Genomic DNA, 18,034 nt, shown 5'->3' on the forward strand with positions numbered 1-18,034 from the left:
ATGCGATGTCTATGAATCCGCTGAGTCGAGGTGGACGGTCCCCCGCCGTTCGTCGAACCGCACGACGAACTCGGTCGTCTCCGCGGATCGGGTGATGAACAGGGGGACGGTTTCGACGGTCTGTGGTTCCATGCGACCACCGTCGCGCGTGCATTGTTTCGCGGCCGTAACGCTGCCGGGGGCGACGCAACGACCGGGAGGCCCGGTGCCGGTCCGTCGGACCGGCACCGGACCTCCCGGCCGCACCCTGCCGCGGGGCGGACGCGACCTACTCCTCGACGATCTCCGCGAGCTCGAACGGCTCGACCGTCAGCTCGTCGCCGCCCGCGGCGACGTCCACGCGGACGGTGTCCCCGTCGCGGACGTCCCCGGACAGGATCGCCCGCGCCAACCGGTCGTCGATCTGCCGCTGCATGAGGCGGCGGAGCGGCCTCGCCCCGTAGACGGGGTCGTAGCCGCGGTCGGCGAGCCAGCTGCGCGCCGCCGGCGTCACGGCCAGCTCGAGTCGGCGGTCCGACAGACGACGAGCCAGACGGTCGACGTACAGCGACACGATCTGGCCGAGGTCGTCGGTGGTGAGCGCCTGGAACACGACGATGTCGTCGAGACGGTTCACGAACTCGGGCCGGAACGCCTGCTGCACGAGCTCACGCACGGCCTCGTCCCGTTGCTCGTCCGTGAGCGTCAGGTCGGTCATGAACTGCGATCCGAGGTTCGACGTCAGGACCATGATCGTGTTCCGGAAGTCGACCGTGCGCCCCTGCCCGTCCGTCAGGCGTCCGTCGTCGAGCACCTGGAGCAGGACGTCGAACACCTCGGGGTGCGCCTTCTCGACCTCGTCGAGCAGCACCACCGAGTACGGGCGGCGCCGGACGGTCTCGGTGAGCTGCCCGCCGGCCTCGTACCCGACGTACCCGGGCGGGGCACCGATGAGCCGAGCGACCGAGTGCTTCTCGCCGTACTCGCTCATGTCGATGCGGACGAGGGCCTTCTCGTCGTCGAACAGGAACTCGGCGAGCGCCTTGGCGAGCTCGGTCTTGCCGACGCCGGTGGGACCGAGGAACAGGAACGAGCCCGTCGGGCGGTCCGGGTCGGAGATGCCGGCGCGGGTGCGACGCACCGCCTCGGACACGGTGGACACCGCGGCGCGCTGCCCGATGATCCGACGGCCGAGCTCGGTCTCCAGGTGCAGGAGCTTCTCGGTCTCGCCCTGCAGCAGGCGCCCCATCGGGATGCCCGTCCACTGCGCGATCACGGCGGCGATGTCCTCGTCCGTGACGCTGTCGTTCACCATGCGGTCGGCGCTCTCGGCCTGCTCGGCCGCCGCGAGCTCGGCCTCGATCCGGGGCTTCTCGCCGTACTCGATGCGCGACACCGTCTCGTACTGCGCCTCCCGCTGCGCGCGCTGGCTGCGCATGTTCAGCTCGTCGAGCTGCTGCTTGAGCTCGCCGATGCGGTTGAGGCTCGCCCGCTCGGCCTGCCAGCGCTGCTCGAGCTCGTCGAGCCGCTCCTGGCGCCCGGCGAGCTCCGCGCGCAGGGTCGCCAGCCGCGCCTTCGACGCGTCGTCCTTCTCCTGCTTCAGCGCGAACTCCTCGACGCGCAGCCGGTCCACGCTGCGCTTGAGCTCGTCGATCTCGACGGGGCTCGAGTCGATCTCCATGCGCAGTCGGCTGGCGGCCTCGTCGATGAGGTCGATCGCCTTGTCGGGGAGCTGTCGCCCCGAGATGTACCGGTTCGACAGGCTCGCGGCGGCGACCAGGGCGGAGTCGTTGATGGTCACCTTGTGGTGCGCCTCGTACCGCTCCTTGAGCCCGCGGAGGATCGCCACGGTGTCCTCGACGCTCGGCTCCCCCACGAACACCTGCTGGAAGCGGCGCTCGAGCGCGGCGTCCTTCTCGATGTACTCGCGGTACTCGTCGAGCGTCGTCGCGCCGATCAGCCGCAGTTCACCGCGGGCGAGCATCGGCTTGAGCATGTTCGACGCCGCGACGGAGCCTTCACCGCCGCCGGCCCCCATCAGCGTGTGCAGCTCGTCGATGAACGTGATGACCTGACCGTCGGAGTCGTCGATCTCCTTGAGGACGGCCTTGAGCCGCTCCTCGAACTCGCCGCGGTACTTCGCGCCGGCGATGAGTGCGGACATGTCGAGCGACACGAGCCGCTTGTCCTTCAGTGAGTCGGCGACGTCGCCGGCGACGATGCGCTGCGCGAGACCCTCGACCACGGCGGTCTTGCCGACACCGGGCTCACCGATGAGCACAGGGTTGTTCTTGGTCCGCCGCGTCAGCACCTGGGAGACACGGCGGATCTCGGCGTCACGACCGATCACCGGGTCGAGCTTGCCGCTCCGCGCGATCGCGGTGAGGTCGACGCCGTACTGCTCGAGGGCGGTCTTCTGCCGTTCCTGCGAGTCTGGGGCGCCCTGGAGGTTCGCCATGCGGTCCGTCCTTTCCGTGCGGTGGTGATGTACTTGAGTCTACTGCACTCAACTTACGAGCGCAGCGGTGCATTCCGGATCCCGACCGCGCTGACGACGGCGCCGGCGGCGAGCAGCAGCGCCATCACGACCATCGCGCGGTGCAACCCGTCGACGCTCACCCCGCCACCCAGGACGACGCCCGCCAGGGCCACCGTCACCAGCCCGGCGATGCGGGCGACCGCGTTGTTCACGGCGGACCCGGCACCGGCCTCCGTCTGCGGCACCGACCCGAGGACGGCACTCGTCAACGGCGTCACCATGGTCGCGATCCCCGCGCCGATCAGCACCAGCCCGGGCAGCACCGACCACCAGTAGCCCGCCGGGTCGTCGCCGGCGAGCAGCATCAGCAGCGCGCCGACCGCGGCGACGGCCGGCCCGGCAGCCATGAACCACCGTGGACCGTACCGACCGGAGAACGACCCGACCGTGGTGGACAGCGCCAGGAGCATCAGCGTCGGCGGCAACGTCGCGAGTCCGGCGACCCACGCGGGGAAGTCCCAGACCTCCTGCAGGAACAGGGTCACGACGAAGAACACCATCCCGAGCGCCCCGTAGATCGAGAGCGTCGCCAGGTTGCCGACCGTGAAGTTGCGCGCGCGGAACAGCTCCAGCGGCACCAGGGGCGAGCCGGCGGTCCGGGTCACGCGGAGCTCCCACGGCACGAACGCCACGAGGGACGCCGTGCCGAGCACGAGCGCGGCGACGACGACCGGCGCGCCCCACCCCAGGCGCTCCTGCTCGATCAGGCCGAGGACGACACCGCCGACCCCGACCACGGCGAGCACCGCGCCGACGACGTCCACCCGCGGGCGGTCACCGGTGACCACGTCGCCGGAGATCCGCCGGACCAGGGGGATCGTCACCGCGATCGGCACGGCCGTCACCACGAAGATCCAGCGCCAGCCGATGCCGTCGACGATCAACCCGCCGACGACCGGTCCGAGGATGGACGCGGCGCTCGACCAGGCCGTCCACGACCCGATGGCCTTCGCCTGCGCGGCGCCCCGGAACGCCGCGACGATGAGCGCCAGGGCGCTCGGGGTCACGAGCGCCCCGCCGACGCCCTGGAACGCACGGGCGACGACCAGGACCTCGCCCGTCGGCGCGATCGCGCACACCACCGAGGCGACACCGAAGACGACCAGGCCCCACCGGATGATCCGGACCCGGCCGAACAGGTCCGAGAGTGAGCCGGCGACCAGGATCAACGAGCCGAGCGTGACCAGGTAGGCGTCGACGGTCCACTGCTGCACGACGAGACCACCACCGAGCTCCCGGCGGATCGCGGGCAGGGCGACGTTGACGACGCTCGAGTCGAGCCCGACGACGAAGGACGCGAGGATCGCGACCACGAGGACCACCCGGCGGTCGTCACGGAGCGGGGCCGTTGCGGCCGGAGCGGTCATGCGCCCCATCCTCCTCGTCGGAGTGATCCGGCGACCGGTTGCGCCGACGAAACAGCGCGCTCGCGAGCATCGTCGACATGCAACATGTCAACGCCCCCACTCGTCCACGTCTCGCCGGCCTCGACGCCGCTCGCGGGCTCGCCGTCCTCGGCATGTTCGCCGCCCACGTCGGAGCGGCGGACACGCTCTTCGACTGGTCGGACCCGGCGAGCTGGCCGGACCTGGTGAACGGCCGGTCCGCGATCCTGTTCGCGCTCTGCGCCGGGGCCTCCCTGGTCCTGCTCACCACAGGTCCGGGGCCGGCCGGTCGGGTCCGCGACCGACGGCACGTCCTCGCCCGTGCCGCGACGCTCCTGGCGATCGGCGGGCTCCTGACCCTGGTGCCCGGAGGCGTGCTCGTCATCCTGCCGACCTACGCCGTGCTGTTCGTCGCCGCGCTGCCGTTCCTGCGGCTCCGGCTCCGCTGGGTCGTCCTCGCCGCCGTGCTCGCCCTCGTGGTCGGTCCCGTGCTCGCCCTCGTCGGACAGGCCGTCGTCGAGATGACCGGCGGCAGCAGCACCGCGGGGCTGCTCTTCACCGGGTACCCCGCCGTGTCGTGGTTCGGGGTCGTCCTCGCGGGCGTGCTCGTGGCTCGACTCGGGCTCGGCCGCGCCGACGTCCTGCGCCGGGTGCTCCTGGTGGGTGTCGGGCTCGCCGCGACCGGGTACGGAGCCGGAGCCGCGATCGGCACCGCACTCGGCATCACGGGACCGGTCGGGACGATGATCCCCGTCGGCGGAGGCGGGGACAGCGGCAGCGGCAGCGGCTCCGCGCCGGTGGCGCCCGCCGTCCCGGAGGGCGGCCCCGGCATCGTCGCCCAGAACCCGCCCTTCCCGCGGATCGACTGGGCACGCCTGCTCGACGTCACCCCGCACGCCGGGTCGACCTTCGAGCTCGTCGGAGCCCTCGGCATCGCCCTCGCAGTGCTGGCTGCGCTCGGGCTCCTCGGTCGGTACGCCCCGACGGTCCTGCTCCCGCTCAGCGCCGTCGGCCGTCTCGCGCTGACGCTCTACTGCGCGCACGTCCTGGCCGTCGGCGTCTGGTCGCGATCGGGCGAACCGGACCCGCTGCCGGCACTCGGCGGGTGGGGGCCCTTCGTCGTCCTCCTCGTGGCCGCCGTCGTCGCCGCACTGCTCGTCCACCGCTCCGGGCGTCGGGGTCCCCTCGAGGCGCTCACCCGACGTGCCGCCCGAGCACTCGACGATCCACCGACCACGACGTCCTGACGTCGAGCAGGACCAGGGCCGGAGCAGGACGTCGCCCGAACGCCGAAGCCCCCGCGACCAGAGTGGTCGCGGGGGCTGCCGACAGGACGGGGCTGGGTGTCCTAGGTCTTGGGCTCGGCGGTCGAGTGCACGTCGGGCTGCACCGAGGGGCCGGGGTTGACGACGGGCTGCGCGGTCGGCTGCGCCGTGTTCTGCACGGTCGGACCGGTCGTCGCCGTGTTCACGGTGCCGTCGTCGTTCTTCTTCTTGTCGTCGCCCATCTCCTTCTTGAAGATGTTGATCGACTGGCCCAGGCCCTTGGCGAGCGCCGGGAGCTTGGTGGCACCGAACAGCAGGATGATGATCCCGAGGATGATCAGCAGGTGGATCCCCGTCAGGTTTCCGAGCATCATGTCTCCTTGTTCTGGGTCTGGCGACGCCCGTCCGGTCATCGTCGACCGGGAGGGCGGAAGTCCGTCGTCCGATCATCGTAACCCGCACCCGACCGGAAGCCCAGGCGGGAGCCGGAACGGACACCGTTCGCACAGGCTGCACCGGACGACATGGCAGCACCCCCGGAGGCCGTTGCTCTCCGGGGGCGCGCTGTTGCGACCGCGGGTCAAGGCGCGGCCGTACCGGTGGTGACACCGGACACGTCCAGTATATCAGTCCAGAGTGCGACGCTCCGGATCGAGGAGGGCGTCGTCGAGCGACCAGAGCGCCGCGCCCTCCGTCAGGCGAGCAACCTCGGCGTCGGACAGCCCGCGGACCCGGAAGCCCACGCGCTCCCCCGGCAGCAGCGTCATGAAGCCGCGGTCGACGGTGCCGGTCGGCGCGATGCGGTCCGGCTGCACGAGCAGGTCCCGCACGAGCGACTCGGCCTCGACGACCAGGTCGTGTCCGTCACCGTCGGCCGCGGGGGCGACCGTCGTGCGGTACCGCGCCGGCTCCCACTGCACGTCCTTGTCCGGCGACGCGGTCCAGACCGCACGACGCCAGTCCATGTCCGCCACGACGAGCTCACGCGTCGGGTCGTCCAGGACGCCGACCGACTCGGGCAGGTCGACGACGGCGACGCCGGCCTCCGACAGCCGGACGGGCAGCGTGACCTCGGCGAGGATCCTGCCGGACACGTGCATGCGCCGGACCCGCACCACGCTGTCGCGACCGCCGCGGGAGGACCGCACCGCGATCTCGACGGGCGAGTGCCCGAACGACCCGGGCGACACCCCGAGCGACAGCGTGTCGACGAGCCCTCCGGACTCGGAGGCGCCGTCGGCGGTACCGGTGCTCGCGGCGGTCCCGGCTGCCCCGTCGAGGGGAGCCGACGTGCCGACGTGGTCCGCGCCTCCAGGCCGGTCTCCGGACGACGTCGGAACCGCGTCGTCGTCAGCGGACGGACGCACGACGGGCCGGATCGCCAGCAGGACGTCGTCGTACAGCCGACGCAGCTCGTGGGCGAGCGGCTTGAGCCGCCCCGCGGAGTCGATCGCGGACCACGACGCCACCGGCCACAGGTCGTTGAGCTGCCAGACGACGACCCCGGTGTTCCGCGGCCAGTGCGTCCGCCAGTGCTCGACGCCGGTCGCGACGGCCCGCGTCTGCTGCAGCTGCGTCAGGTAGTGCCAGCGGTCGAACTCGGCCGGATCGACGGCACCGAAGCGCGGCGCGATGCCGCGCGCGAGCTTGCCCATGCCGTCGTCGGCCTTCTGGTGGTGGACCACCCCGGGCGAGTCGACGCGCATCGGCTCGTCGGAGACCGCATCGCGGAGCGTGCGCCACGCGGGCGGAGCCTGCCACCCGAACTCGGAGACGAACCGCGGCACCGAGTCGCGGTAGTGGTCGTCCGACAGGCGGTTCCAGACGTCCCACGAGTGGTGCGTCTCGTGGTCGACGTGGTTCGCGGGCAGGCTCTCCGACCCCGACCACGGTGAGGCGACCGTGTAGAAGCGCGACGGGTCGACCGCGTCGACGATCGTCGGCAGCAGGTCGAGGTAGTAGTCGAGGCCCCAGCCGCGGTCACCGAGCTCCTCGGCCCAGCCGTCGGCGTCGTGCAGCCAGATGTTCTCGTTGTTGCCGTTCCAGACGACGAGCGACGGGTGCCCGGCGAGGCGGGCGACGTTGTCCCGGGCCTCGGCGATGACCTCGCTGCGGATCGGCTCGATCTCCGGGTAGGCCGAGCAGGCGAACGCGAAGTCCTGCCAGACGAGCAGGCCGAGCTCGTCGCAGACGTCGTAGAAGTCGTCGGACTCGTAGACCCCGCCGCCCCACACACGGACGAGGTTCACGCCGAGGTCCGCGGCGACGCCGAGCCGGTCCGCGGTCCGCGCGCGGTCCACCCGCGACACGATGACGTCGTCCGGGATCCAGTTCACGCCGCGGACGTCGATGACGGTGCTGTTCACCACGACGGTGAAGGGCTTGCCGATCGCGTCGTCCGCGGTGTCGATCCGGGCCGAGCGGAAGCCCGTCTTCGCCGTCCGACGGTCCAGGACCTCGCCGTCGACGGTCTGCAGCTCGACGGTCACGTCGTACCGGGGCTGCTCGCCGTAGCCGCGCGGCCACCAGCGCCGCACCTCGGGCACGCGCACCGTGACGACGGTCTCGTCGTCCTTCGGGGTCAGCTGCGCCCGGGAGCGCTGTCGGGTCGTCCCGCCGTCCACGGTCGGGCCGGCGACCGTGACGACGAGCACGAGGTCGTCGTCCTCACCGTCCTGGTCGAGGTCGTTCATCCCGGACCGCTCGACCCGCACGTGCGCGTCGAGGACGCCCTCGCCGGCCTCGACGTCGACCAGCGGCTTCACCTCGGCGAGCCGCGCCGTGGACCAGCGCTCGATCGCGACCGGACGCCACGGACCGCTCGTCACCGCGGTCAGGCCCCAGTCCCAGCCGAAGTTCGAGGCCTGCTTGCGGATGTACGGGAACGGTTCGTCGTACGGCCCCGGCATCGAGCCGGCGCGGGCGGCGACCCGGCCGGCCTCGCGGTACGGCGACTCGAAGAGCAGCTCGAGCTCGCGGTCGCCCGCGGCACCCGGGACGTCGTTGAGGTCGAACCGGTACCGCCGGTGCATGTTGCGGGTGGCGCCGACGACCACGCCGTCGAGGCTCAGCTCGGCGACCGTGTCGAGCCCCTCGCACACCAGGTCGACGCGCTCGTGCCCCCGAGGTGCGACGTCCACCGTCCGCCGGTAGGCCCAGTCGGCCCGGCCGACCCACTTCGCGCCGTCCTCGTTGCGGTCGAACGTCGGGTCCGCGACGAGTCCCTCGCGTTCGAGGTCCGTGTGCACCTGACCCGGCACCGTGGCGGGGATCGTGCGACCCGTGATCCCGGCCGGTGCCCCGGTCGGCACCTGGTCGCCGGCGATCGCCACGGTCCAGTCGTCGCGGAGTTCCTCGCGCTCGAGGGTCATGCGGGTCCTTTGCTGGGCGGACGGGGAGGGCGGACAGGACCCGGCGGCGGCTCGTGGCCGCCCCGGCACCGTGACACCGGCCGGCGGTCGTGCCCGTGGTCGCGTGAGCGGCCGGGAGGCACGGCACCGGTCGCCCAGGCGTCGTCGCGTCCGCGCGCGCGGACGAGTGCTCGTCGCGCGCGGGGGTGCTCGGCGATGCTAGTACGTCGACCTTGCCGGCGACCACGTCCGCGACGACGGACCGCGCGACGCGTCCTGACGGCGTCGGACCCCGTCGGGTCGCGTCCGCCCTCCGGCCCTGCGTGGCAGGGTGGTGCGGTGATCACCGTCGAACTCGCCCGGTCGCTGCGCGACGCCGGACTCCGCTGGCACCCGGGGACGGGCGACCGGTTCGTCATCGACAAGCCCGGGGTCGACGACGACGTCTACACCGTCTCCGAGATGACGGTGGAGCGGCACGACCACCCCAGCGGCACCTCGCTCGGCTTCAACGGGACGACGGAGTGGGCGCTCGACTCGGTCGAGGCGTCCGAGTCGCTCTGGCTCCCGCGGGAGGACCAGCTGCGCGACCTGCTCGGACCGGCGTTCGTGTCGCTCGCCGCCGGGTTCGTCGTGACGGCGACGATCGACGGGGTCGCCCGGGAGTTCCGGAGCGCGGACGCGGCCGAGGCGTACGGGGACGCACTGCTCGCGTACATCACGGCCGCACTCGCCTGACGGACCGCCCCGGCCGGCGCTGAGGCCGGTCGGGGCGGTCACGTCATCGCGTTTCGCTCAGTCGTCCGTGGGCGTCACCGAGTCCTCCCGACGGCTGCGGCGGATCCACACCAGGAGCACCGCGCCTCCGAGCAGGAGCACGATCGCTGCGGGCAGCGCGACCGCGAGGACCGAGGAACCGGTGAAGGCGAGCTCGATCGGCGTCGGCTCCGCTCGGACGATCGTCCGCACCCGCTCCGACGAGACCTCGGCGCCCTGCGGTGCTGCTCCTGTGGTCGCGGACCCGCCTACGGCCCCGGTCGCGATCCCGGTTCCGGCGAACGTGCTGGTGCCTCCGGTCTGCTGGGTGGTCACGTCACTCTCCACGACGGTGTCGCCGTCCGCCCGCGCGACCGTCCCGGTGACCTGACCGACGATCACGACCTCGCCGGCCGCTGCCTCCGCGTCGGTCACCGTGTGCGGCGCCGACGTCGCGGTCGTCCGGGCCCCCGGCTCGAGGGCGGTCTGCTCGAGGTCCATCGCGACCGAGCCGTCCTGCGGCGCGATGTGCTCGGCCGTCAGGTTGCCGGTGTTGACCACGGTGTAGTGGACACGCACCTGGTCGCCCGGACGGAGCACCCGGTCGTCGTCCAGCGCGACGAGCTGCCCCGCGCGGTCCTCGACCACGGGCTCCGCGGTCAGGTCGAGTGCGCTCGCGGCGGTGAGCCCGACGCGGACCTCGTCCCGGCCGTTCGCGGTCAGTGCGTCCGGACCCACGGCGTCGACGACCGCAGCGACGGTCACCTGTCCGCGCTCGACGTCGGCCTGGTCGAGGACGTGGTCCGGAGCGGTGCAGTCGACGGACGCCCCCGGGGCGAGCGGCTCCGTGCCGCATTCGACGGGGAGGTCGGCCAGCTCGACGACCTCGCTCGTGACCGACCCGAGCGTCACGGTACCGGTGTTGGTCACCCGCACGCCGACTGCGACGTGGTCACCGGCGCGCGGCGCGGAGGAGTCGTTCCCGGCGAGGTGCGCGAGCACCTGCACGTCCACGGCGGGAGTCCGGTCGATGTCGGTACCGGCTCGCGTCGACGCAGTCACACGACGGTCATCCGTCCCGGTGGCCGTCGCGGCGAACGCGAAGTCGACCCGGCCGGCATCGACGTCCGCCTGGGACAGGCGGTACCGCGCCACCGTGCAGGCGGCCTCGGCTCCCGGGGCCAGCGTGTCGTCGGCGCAGGTGACGGCGAGGTCCTCGCGGTCGTCGACCGCCGCCGTCAGGCCGTGCACCGTGACGTTGCCGGTGTTGCGCACCCGGAGCGAGGCCTCGACCTCGTCCCCGGCGACGGGCGTCGCGTGTGCGCCGTCGACGACCTTCGCGGTCGCGTTCGTGTCGATCGCCGGAGCCCGGACGACGGACAGCGTCGTGTCCCCGGTTGCTTCGGCTCGCTGCTTGTTCGTGCCGGTCGCTGCGGCCTTCGTGTCGAAACGGACGGATCCAGCGTCGATGTCGGCCTGCGTCAGGGCGTACTGCGACACGGAACAGGTGGTCTCGGCGCCGGGGGCGAGCGCGTCGGTGACGCAGTCGACGTCCAGGTCGTCGCGGTCGACGACCGTTCCGCGGACACCCGTGACCGTGACGTTGCCGGTGTTGCGCACCGTCATCTCGACCGTCGCCGTGTCGCCGGCGAGGGGCACCTCGTGCTCGTTCGCGTCGAGGACGCTCGTCGCGGTCGTCGACACCGCGGGCACCCGGGCGAGCGAGACGGCTGCGGTGTCCGCCGCGGAGGCCTCGCGTCCGTCGGGACCGGTCGCACGCACCGTCACGGCGAGTTCGACCATGCCGGCGTCGACCTCGTCCTGGGTGAGCTCGTGGTCGTCGATCGTGCACGTCACCTCGGCCCCGGGCGCGAGGGTGCCCTCAGGGCACTCGGATGCGAGCTCGCGGCCGTCCACCTCGACCGCCAGGTCGGAGAGCGTGACGTTCCCGCTGTTGCGGACGAGGACGTCCAGCGCGACGTGGTCGCCGGCCCGCGGTGCAGAGCCCTCGTCGACGAGTGCGGCGTGTGCGACAGCGGTGACGCCGCGGAGCTGGTCGATCGTGACCGAGGACGTGTCCGATGCCGCGACGTCCTGGCCCTTCGGGCCGCGCGCGGTCACCTCGGCGGTCAGGTCCACCGCGCCGCGGTCGATGTCCGCCTGGGTGAGTGCACCGTCCTCGACGGTGCACTCGACGTCCTCGCCGGGGGCGAGCGGTCCGGGCGGGCACTCCACCGGGAGTCCGCCGTGGTCGGCGATCACCGCGACGAGGTCGGACAGCGTGACGTTGCCGGTGTTCTCCACGACGAGGGTCGACGTGATCCCGTCGCCCACCGCCGGACGGCCATCCTGCGACTGCACGGCCGACGTCAGGACGGAGTCGACGGCCGGCGCCTGCGCCACGGTGTCCTGGGTCGTCGCAGCGTCGGAGCTCACCGTGCCGCCGGTCGCGCCGGTGCCGTGCAGCGCCGCGGCGAAGGCGACCGAGCCCGTGTCCACATCCGCCTGGGTCACCGTGTGGGACCCCTCGACGGTGCAGTCGATCGACGCACCCGGGGCGAGCGGGCCGTCCGGGCAGGTCGCACGGAACCCGGGGCGGTCCGCGATGGTGACCTCGAGGTCCGTGATCGAGACGTTCCCCGTGTTGGTGACCCGCGCCTCCAGGCCGATCTCGTCGCCGACGCCGGGTCGCCCGACGGCCTTCGAGGTGACGGTCAGGTCGGCAGCCGGCTGTCCGGCCGTCGCGGCGACGGATGCGGAGGCCGTCGCCGTCACGTCCTGCCCGAGTCGAGAGGACGCGTGCACCGACACGGCGTCGGTGACCGACCCCGCGTCGATGTCGTCCTGGGTGACGGGCCGCGCCGGCTCCGCGCACTCCGTCTGTGCGCCCGGCGCGAGCTCACGCACGGCGCAGGCGCCCTCGTCGGCCTGGCCGGTGGCCGCGAGGTCGCGGACCGTGACGTTGCCCGCGTTCCGGACGGTCGTGACGAACGTGACCGACTCTCCGAGGTCCGCCACCGCGTCACCGTTGCCGCCGGTCAGTTCCGCGCGCTCGGATGCCTCGAGCACGTTGTCCTCGGGCAGGAAGGTCACCGAGGAGTCGACGGCGACGTCGAGGCCCTTCGTCTGTGCGACGTCGGACGAGGACACCGTGTAGGTCCCTGGCGTCGTCGCGATGACGTCGAAGGAGACCGTGCAGTCAGCCGAGTCGATGGCCAGGTCGCCGCGGACCGACACCGCCGTCGCACCACCGGCGACGTCCGTGTCGGCGTTCGCGCAGGTGGTCTCGACCTTCGCGTCGTCGGCGACGGTCAGCCCGTCGGGGAGGCGCTCCGAGAACGACCAACCGGGCTTCCCGCCCTTCTCCGAGGTGTTCACGACCCGCAGCGACATCCGCGCCGTGTCGCCGACGATCGGCGTGCCCGCGAAGGCGTTGGCGAGCGTCGGGGTCGAGTCGACGATCGTCACCCGGTCGATGGCACCGTCGTTGCCGCTGTAGGAGGTCTGCTTGTTGACGAGCCGCCAACGCAGCTGCTCGCCCTGGAAGAGCACGCCGCCGCTCGAGACGAACTCGCCGCCACGGTACGTCGCACCGTTGACCGTGTAGCTCGCCGAGCGCTCGTCGTCGCACGGGTCGATGGGCCGATCCGACACCGAGTGCTCCTCGTTGCCGTCGACGAGCCGGAAGTCGAGCAGCGGGTGCGCGTAGTTCGCGCAGGCGCCGGCCGCCGCGTTGACGCCGAACGACACGAAGCGCCCGCTCGCGCCCAGGGAGAACGCGTCCTTCGACTCGATCTGCACGCCGTCGCGGGGCAGGTCACGCGAGGACGTCCACGCGCTGATCACGTGGTTCCGAAGCCCGTCGGACTCGGGGTCGGCGACCTTGCCGAGGACCTCACCGAGGGCTCGGAGCTGTGCGTTGCTGGAGCACCCGGCCATGTTCGTGCTCTCGGCACTCGTGATGATGCCGTTGCACTGTGAGGCATCGATCCAGGCTCGGTCGGCCGTGTAGGTCCCGCCGTCGCTGCCGACGTACTGGTCGAGCATGATCGGTGTCGTGCCGAGACCGTTCTCGAAGTCCTCGACGAACAACGGGCGGGGGTCGAGCGCGGTGCGGGCCAGCCCGCGCCCCGCGGAGGCCGGGTCAGCGGGGGCTGCCGCAGCCGGGACGACGGTGCCCAGCGTCGATGCGACGACGGCGGCGAGTGCGGTCGCGGACAGGGACGCAGAGAGAGCGGGCAGGGACGAACGCCCCCGTGATCGAGTGAGCAAAGGTCCTCCTGGTTCGGGATGAGCGCATATCAGTATGTCGCACGTTGTATACGCCCGCAAGAGCTGGGGCTGGAGGATCGTCCCTGGATGTTCCCGGCACGTGCTCTGGAAGTCGTTTGGTTGCATGGCGTCATGACCGTTCCGAACATCACCCTGAACGACGGCAAGACCATCCCGCAGCTCGGCTTCGGCGTCTTCCAGATCGAGCCCGAGAACACGAAGGAAGCGACCCTCACCGCACTCGAGGTCGGCTACCGCCACATCGACACCGCCGAGATGTACGGCAACGAGAAGGAGGTCGGCGAGGCCATCGAGGCGTCCGGCATCCCGCGCGAGGAGATCTTCGTCACGTCGAAGCTCAACAACGGCTTCCACGACCCGGCCCTCGCCGCCGAGAACGGCAAGAAGTCGGCCGACCTGCTCGGCGGGTACACGGACCTCTTCCTCATCCACTGGCCGCTGCCGACCGTGACGGACTTCGTCCCGACCTGGAAGGCGATGGAGGAGCTCTACCACGCCGGCACCGCCCGCTCGATCGGCGTGAGCAACTTCCAGGCGCACCACCTCAACCGCCTGGCCGCCGAGACGACGATCACCCCGGCCGTCAACCAGATCGAGGTGCACCCGTACCTCGTGCAGGACGAGCTCCGCGCATACGGCACCGAGCACGGCATCGCGACCGAGGCCTGGTCCCCGATCGCTCAGGGCCTCGTGCTCGACGACGAGACCATCACCCGCATCGCCGGCGCCACGGGCAAGACCCCGGCGCAGGTCGTCCTCCGCTGGCACATCCAGCGCGGCGACATCGTCTTCCCGAAGTCGGTCACGCGCTCACGGGTCGAGGAGAACTTCGCGATCTTCGACTTCGAGCTCTCCGACGACGACATCACGGCGATCACGTCGCTCGACAAGGGCCACCGCACGGGCCCGGACCCCGACACGTTCGACTACGTCCCCGCCTGATTCGAAGTCACGTCGACGAAGCGCCCCGCCACCGGCGGGGCGCTTCGTCGTGCACGGGGTATCGCTCACACCCGGAATAGTTTCAGTATGCGAAATACAACATGGGTGCTCATCCGCACTGTCACTGGTCGGATCCCACCGAAAGGAACCCATGCGCAAGATCACCCGTACCGCCACCGGGGCGGCACTCGGACTCGTCCTCACCTCGTCGGGTTTCGTCGTCGCAATGGCCGCCAACGCGGCACCCGACCTCCCGACGATCCCTGGCGCGACGCACGAGCGACCCATCGCCGACAGCTTCACCGGCATCAACGAGGTCCAGGGGGCGCGGAGCACCGGCGAGCGTGACGGGCTCAGCGTCTTCGAAGCGAGCCGCGCAACCCCGTCCGTCGCCGTCACGAGCTCGGTCTCGAAGGGCTCGCTCAAGGTCGTCGACCAGCAGGGCCACCTGCTCTGCACCGGGCACAACACCCCGGCGAACCAGCACCTCTACACCTGCGACCTCGCCGTCCTGCCGTCGGGTCCGCAGGTCATCACCGCCGCGGTCGTCAAGGCGGACGGGCACCACAGCGCTCCGGACCAGGCACAGCTCGACGCCTACGCCGCCGACCCGGTCGTCTCGTCCGTCGACCGGAAGGGCGACGACCTGGTCGTCCGTGGCACCGCGAACCGCGACGTGCGCGTCGAGGCATCGCTCGACCGGGGGTCGATCGTGGCGAGCGCCCCGACCGGCGCCGACGGCCGCTTCGAGATCACGATCCCGGGCGGTGCCGCCGCCGAGCAGGCCGCGCTCCGCGCCGTGAACGACGCGATCCCGGCCAGCACCCCGAACCACGACCTGTTCGCCGTGAGCAACTGGGCCCCGGTCGACACCGGCAGCACGCAGCCCGGCGACGGCGAGCAGCCGGGCGACGGCCAGCAGGACGGCGGCGAGCAGCCGGGCGCCGGTCAGGGTGACGGCCAGCAGGGCGGCGGCGAGCAGCCGGGCACCGGTCAGGGTGACGGCGAACAGGGCGGCGGCGAGCAGCCCGGCGAGGGGCAGTCCCCGGTCGAGGCCGTGACGAACCTGCACGACGGTGACGAGGTCCGCACCTCGCAGCCGACGTTCGAGGGCACCGCCCGTCCCGGCGGCTCGGTGAGCATCGGCGGGATCACCGGCCCGGCGCTCGGCGTCGCCACCGCCGACGAGCACGGGCATTGGTCCACCAAGCTGGAAGGCTCGCTCAACAAGGGCGAGAACCGGCTCGTCGTCCGCTTCCAGCAGGCGAACGGCGACTGGGTCGAGCGCCAGCGACTCGACATCACCTACACGCCGAAGTCCTCGACCTTCGAGCCGGCCCTGGCGAGCGGATCGACCGTTCACGAGGCACGTCCCGCCATCTCCGGCTCCGGCGTCCGCGCCTACAGCCCGGTGGACCTGGAAGACGCGAACGGCCGCACCTACGCGTCGGGGCGTGCGAACGCCGACGGCGAGTTCACGCTGGCCTTCTCCCGCGACCTGCACGAGGGCGAGAACGACCTGCACTTCCTCTTCGAGAGCCGTACGGGCGCCTGGACCAGCTCGGACTACGTCCTCACCTACTCGGCGCCCGGCGAGGGCACCGAGCAGCCCGGTGACGGCAGCGGCACCGAGCAGCCCGGCGACGGCACCGAGCAGCCCGGCGAAGGCACCGAGCAGCCCGGTGACGGCACCGAGCAGCCCGGCGACGGCAGCGGCACCGAGGAGCCGGGTGACGGCGCGTCCGACACCGCGTTCGCCGTCGACTCGACCCGCATCAGCGACAGCCAGGTCGCCGTGGACGTCCTCGGCCCGAAGGGCACCGAGGTGACCGTCGCGGCCAACGGCGAGACCAAGACGGTGACCCTCGGCGACGAGGAAGCGGCCCAGGTCGTCGTGACCGCTCCGAAGAAGCTCACCACGGTCGTCACCGCGACCGCCACGATCGACGGCGAGCAGGTCGAGCGCACGCTCACGATCGGCAACGGCGACCACGCCGCCGACCAGCTCGAGGCCCAGGTCACGAGCACCAGCGCCCTCTTCGGCACCGCGCAGATCACCGTGTGGGGCCTCCCCACCGGCATCGCCGGCCTGCAGGCCCACGAGGGCGAGCAGCAGCTCGCGGCGGGCGCGATCAAGGCCGACGGCGAGGGCAAGCTCTCCCTGTCCGGTCTCGCGAAGGGTGACCACGTGATCACCGTGACCGCCGGCGGCAAGCAGACCCAGGTGTCCGTGCACATCTGAGCCCGACCGCTCGCGCACGACGGCCCCGTCACCACGGTGACGGGGCCGTCGTCGTCCCCGCCTCAGTCGGCCCGGCGCGAGGCCGTCACCGTGAACTTCGCGGTCCGGACGACCTGTCGGGTCGGTCCGACGAGCCGCTCGAGCACGGGTCGGTACTGCAGGTGCGAGTTCCAGACGCACCACAGTTCACCGCCGGCCTGGAGGATCGTGGCCGCGTTGCGGAACATCGCCTCGGCCGCGTCGGTGCTCACCGTGGTGCCCTCGTGGAAGGGCGGGTTGCAGAGCACGAGCTTCGCAGACCCCTCGTCGAGCTCGTCGCCCGCGTCCGACCGGACGACCGTCACCCGGTCCGCGACGCCGTTCGCCACCGCCGTCGCCCGCGTCGACGCCACGGCGATCGCCGAGACGTCGGTCGCGACCACCTTGACGGCCGGGCGGCGGCGCGCCAGAGCAGTCGCGATGACGCCGTTCCCGCACCCGAGGTCGACCGCGACCCGCGCCGACGGGACGGCGTCGTCCATGACGTCGAGCAGCACCCGGGTGCCCTGGTCGAGCGACGTCCCCGCGAAGACACCGCCGTGCGCGACGAGCGTCATCCCGAGCTCGTCGACGTGCACGGACCGCGGCCAGGGGTTCGTCGCGTCCGCGCGCACCGCCGTCGCACGGAGCGGGTCCTGCGCGACGAGCAACCGGGACTTGCCGCGCCCCCGTGACGCGGTGACCTCGCCGAAGTACCGGCGCAGGACGTCGTTCTGCGACAGGTTCATGTGCTTCGAGACCCCGCCGCAGAGCAGGACCACGTCGGGCGCCGCCCATCGTGCGACGGCGCGGGCGAGCTCGTCGAGCCGGTCGTTCGACTTCGACAGCCGGAGGAGCACCAGACGGACGTCGCGGAAGGCCTGCTCGAGCGTCTCGGTCAGCACGAAGCCGCTCCGGCCGAAGGTGCCGGCGTTCGCCTGCAGCGCCCGCACCCCGACGAGCGAGTCCTGCACGACCCGGACGCCCGACGCGCCGTGCACGGTCATGGCGCCGAGGGTCAGCACCCCGTACCGGTCGTCGACGACGGCGACCTCGCCAGGCTGCCGGAGCGCGTCCCCGTGCACGTGCGGTGCCTCGTCGAGCATGAAGCGGTCGGTGCCGTCGATCGCGACGAGGTCGGGCTCGTCGCTGACCGGGGAGCGCCGGAAGTGGTCGGCGAAGTCGAATGGCACGGCCCCAGGGTACTCAGACGACGGCGCGGAGCCGCGCCGGTGCGCAGAGTGGCGGTATATCACCGGTGCCGG

At 72.0% G+C, this 18,034-nt stretch carries 11 protein-coding genes; 4 read left to right on the forward strand and 7 right to left on the reverse strand.

Annotation, left to right across the window (positions count from 1 at the left end):
• Window positions 1-9: 9 nt before the first annotated feature.
• The 3 genes from M3677_RS18075 to M3677_RS10405 all read right to left on the reverse strand — a co-directional run bounded on the left by M3677_RS18075 (window position 10) and on the right by M3677_RS10405 (window position 3,885).
• Window positions 10-132 (reverse strand): hypothetical protein, encoded by a 123-nt coding sequence (locus tag M3677_RS18075; RefSeq protein ID WP_271826999.1) that lies wholly within the window; start codon window positions 130-132, stop codon window positions 10-12.
• Window positions 133-268: 136 nt separating this feature from the next.
• Window positions 269-2,437, reverse strand: a complete 2,169-nt coding sequence (locus M3677_RS10400) for an ATP-dependent Clp protease ATP-binding subunit (protein WP_081984593.1) — start codon at window positions 2,435-2,437, stop codon at window positions 269-271.
• Between the two features lie 53 nt (window positions 2,438-2,490).
• Window positions 2,491-3,885, reverse strand: a complete 1,395-nt coding sequence (locus M3677_RS10405; RefSeq protein WP_251160485.1) for an MFS transporter — start codon at window positions 3,883-3,885, stop codon at window positions 2,491-2,493.
• A 77-nt stretch (window positions 3,886-3,962) separates the two neighbouring features.
• On the opposite strand from M3677_RS10405, the gene M3677_RS10410 reads away from it, so the two are divergent.
• The gene (locus tag M3677_RS10410) at window positions 3,963-5,150 is read left to right on the forward strand and encodes a heparan-alpha-glucosaminide N-acetyltransferase domain-containing protein (protein WP_251160486.1); all 1,188 of its coding nucleotides are present in this window, start codon (window positions 3,963-3,965) and stop codon (window positions 5,148-5,150) included.
• A 101-nt stretch (window positions 5,151-5,251) separates the two neighbouring features.
• Here M3677_RS10410 and tatA read toward each other — a convergent pair whose 3' ends face one another.
• Window positions 5,252-5,539 carry a twin-arginine translocase TatA/TatE family subunit gene (gene tatA, locus M3677_RS10415; protein ID WP_251160523.1) on the reverse strand — a complete coding sequence of 96 codons (288 nt, stop codon included), beginning with the start codon at window positions 5,537-5,539 and terminating at the stop codon, window positions 5,252-5,254.
• A 255-nt stretch (window positions 5,540-5,794) separates the two neighbouring features.
• Window positions 5,795-8,539 carry a glycoside hydrolase family 2 protein gene (locus M3677_RS10420; protein ID WP_251160487.1) on the reverse strand — a complete coding sequence of 915 codons (2,745 nt, stop codon included), beginning with the start codon at window positions 8,537-8,539 and terminating at the stop codon, window positions 5,795-5,797.
• A gap of 318 nt (window positions 8,540-8,857) precedes the next feature.
• Here M3677_RS10420 and M3677_RS10425 point away from each other — a divergent pair, with 318 nt between their 5' ends.
• Entirely contained in the window at window positions 8,858-9,256 is a 399-nt protein-coding gene (locus M3677_RS10425) for a pilus assembly protein CpaE (protein ID WP_251160488.1), read from the forward strand.
• A gap of 57 nt (window positions 9,257-9,313) precedes the next feature.
• Here the strand turns inward: M3677_RS10425 and M3677_RS10430 are convergent, their stop codons facing one another.
• Entirely contained in the window at window positions 9,314-13,546 is a 4,233-nt protein-coding gene (locus M3677_RS10430; RefSeq protein ID WP_251160489.1) for a hypothetical protein, read from the reverse strand.
• Between the two features lie 132 nt (window positions 13,547-13,678).
• On the opposite strand from M3677_RS10430, the gene M3677_RS10435 reads away from it, so the two are divergent.
• Both M3677_RS10435 and M3677_RS10440 read left to right on the forward strand, forming a co-directional pair.
• Window positions 13,679-14,509, forward strand: a complete 831-nt coding sequence (locus tag M3677_RS10435) for an aldo/keto reductase (protein WP_251160490.1) — start codon at window positions 13,679-13,681, stop codon at window positions 14,507-14,509.
• Window positions 14,510-14,660: 151 nt separating this feature from the next.
• A complete protein-coding gene (locus M3677_RS10440) occupies window positions 14,661-16,751 on the forward strand; it encodes a hypothetical protein (RefSeq protein ID WP_251160491.1) in 2,091 nt (696 codons plus the stop codon).
• Window positions 16,752-16,813: 62 nt separating this feature from the next.
• On the opposite strand, the gene M3677_RS10445 is transcribed toward M3677_RS10440, so the two are convergent.
• Window positions 16,814-17,962, reverse strand: coding sequence for a class I SAM-dependent methyltransferase (locus M3677_RS10445; RefSeq protein WP_251160492.1), 1,149 nt, complete (start codon window positions 17,960-17,962; stop codon window positions 16,814-16,816).
• Between the last annotated feature and the right edge of the window lie 72 nt (window positions 17,963-18,034).

The organism is Curtobacterium sp. P97 (assembly GCF_023712445.1).
GTDB lineage: Bacteria > Actinomycetota > Actinomycetes > Actinomycetales > Microbacteriaceae > Curtobacterium.

What these genes read in the sequence shown, in the direction of transcription:
- M3677_RS10410 (WP_251160486.1), top strand. Translation starts at nt 3,963, where the DNA reads ATGCAACATGTCAACGCCCCCACTCGTCCACGTCTCGCCGGCCTCGAC.
- M3677_RS10440 (WP_251160491.1), top strand. Translation starts at nt 14,661, where the DNA reads ATGCGCAAGATCACCCGTACCGCCACCGGGGCGGCACTCGGACTCGTC.
- M3677_RS10400 (WP_081984593.1), bottom strand. Translation starts at nt 2,437, where the DNA reads ATGGCGAACCTCCAGGGCGCCCCAGACTCGCAGGAACGGCAGAAGACC.
- M3677_RS10435 (WP_251160490.1), top strand. Translation starts at nt 13,679, where the DNA reads ATGACCGTTCCGAACATCACCCTGAACGACGGCAAGACCATCCCGCAG.
- M3677_RS10420 (WP_251160487.1), bottom strand. Translation starts at nt 8,539, where the DNA reads ATGACCCTCGAGCGCGAGGAACTCCGCGACGACTGGACCGTGGCGATC.
- M3677_RS10405 (WP_251160485.1), bottom strand. Translation starts at nt 3,885, where the DNA reads ATGACCGCTCCGGCCGCAACGGCCCCGCTCCGTGACGACCGCCGGGTG.
- tatA (WP_251160523.1), bottom strand. Translation starts at nt 5,539, where the DNA reads ATGCTCGGAAACCTGACGGGGATCCACCTGCTGATCATCCTCGGGATC.
- M3677_RS18075 (WP_271826999.1), bottom strand. Translation starts at nt 132, where the DNA reads ATGGAACCACAGACCGTCGAAACCGTCCCCCTGTTCATCACCCGATCC.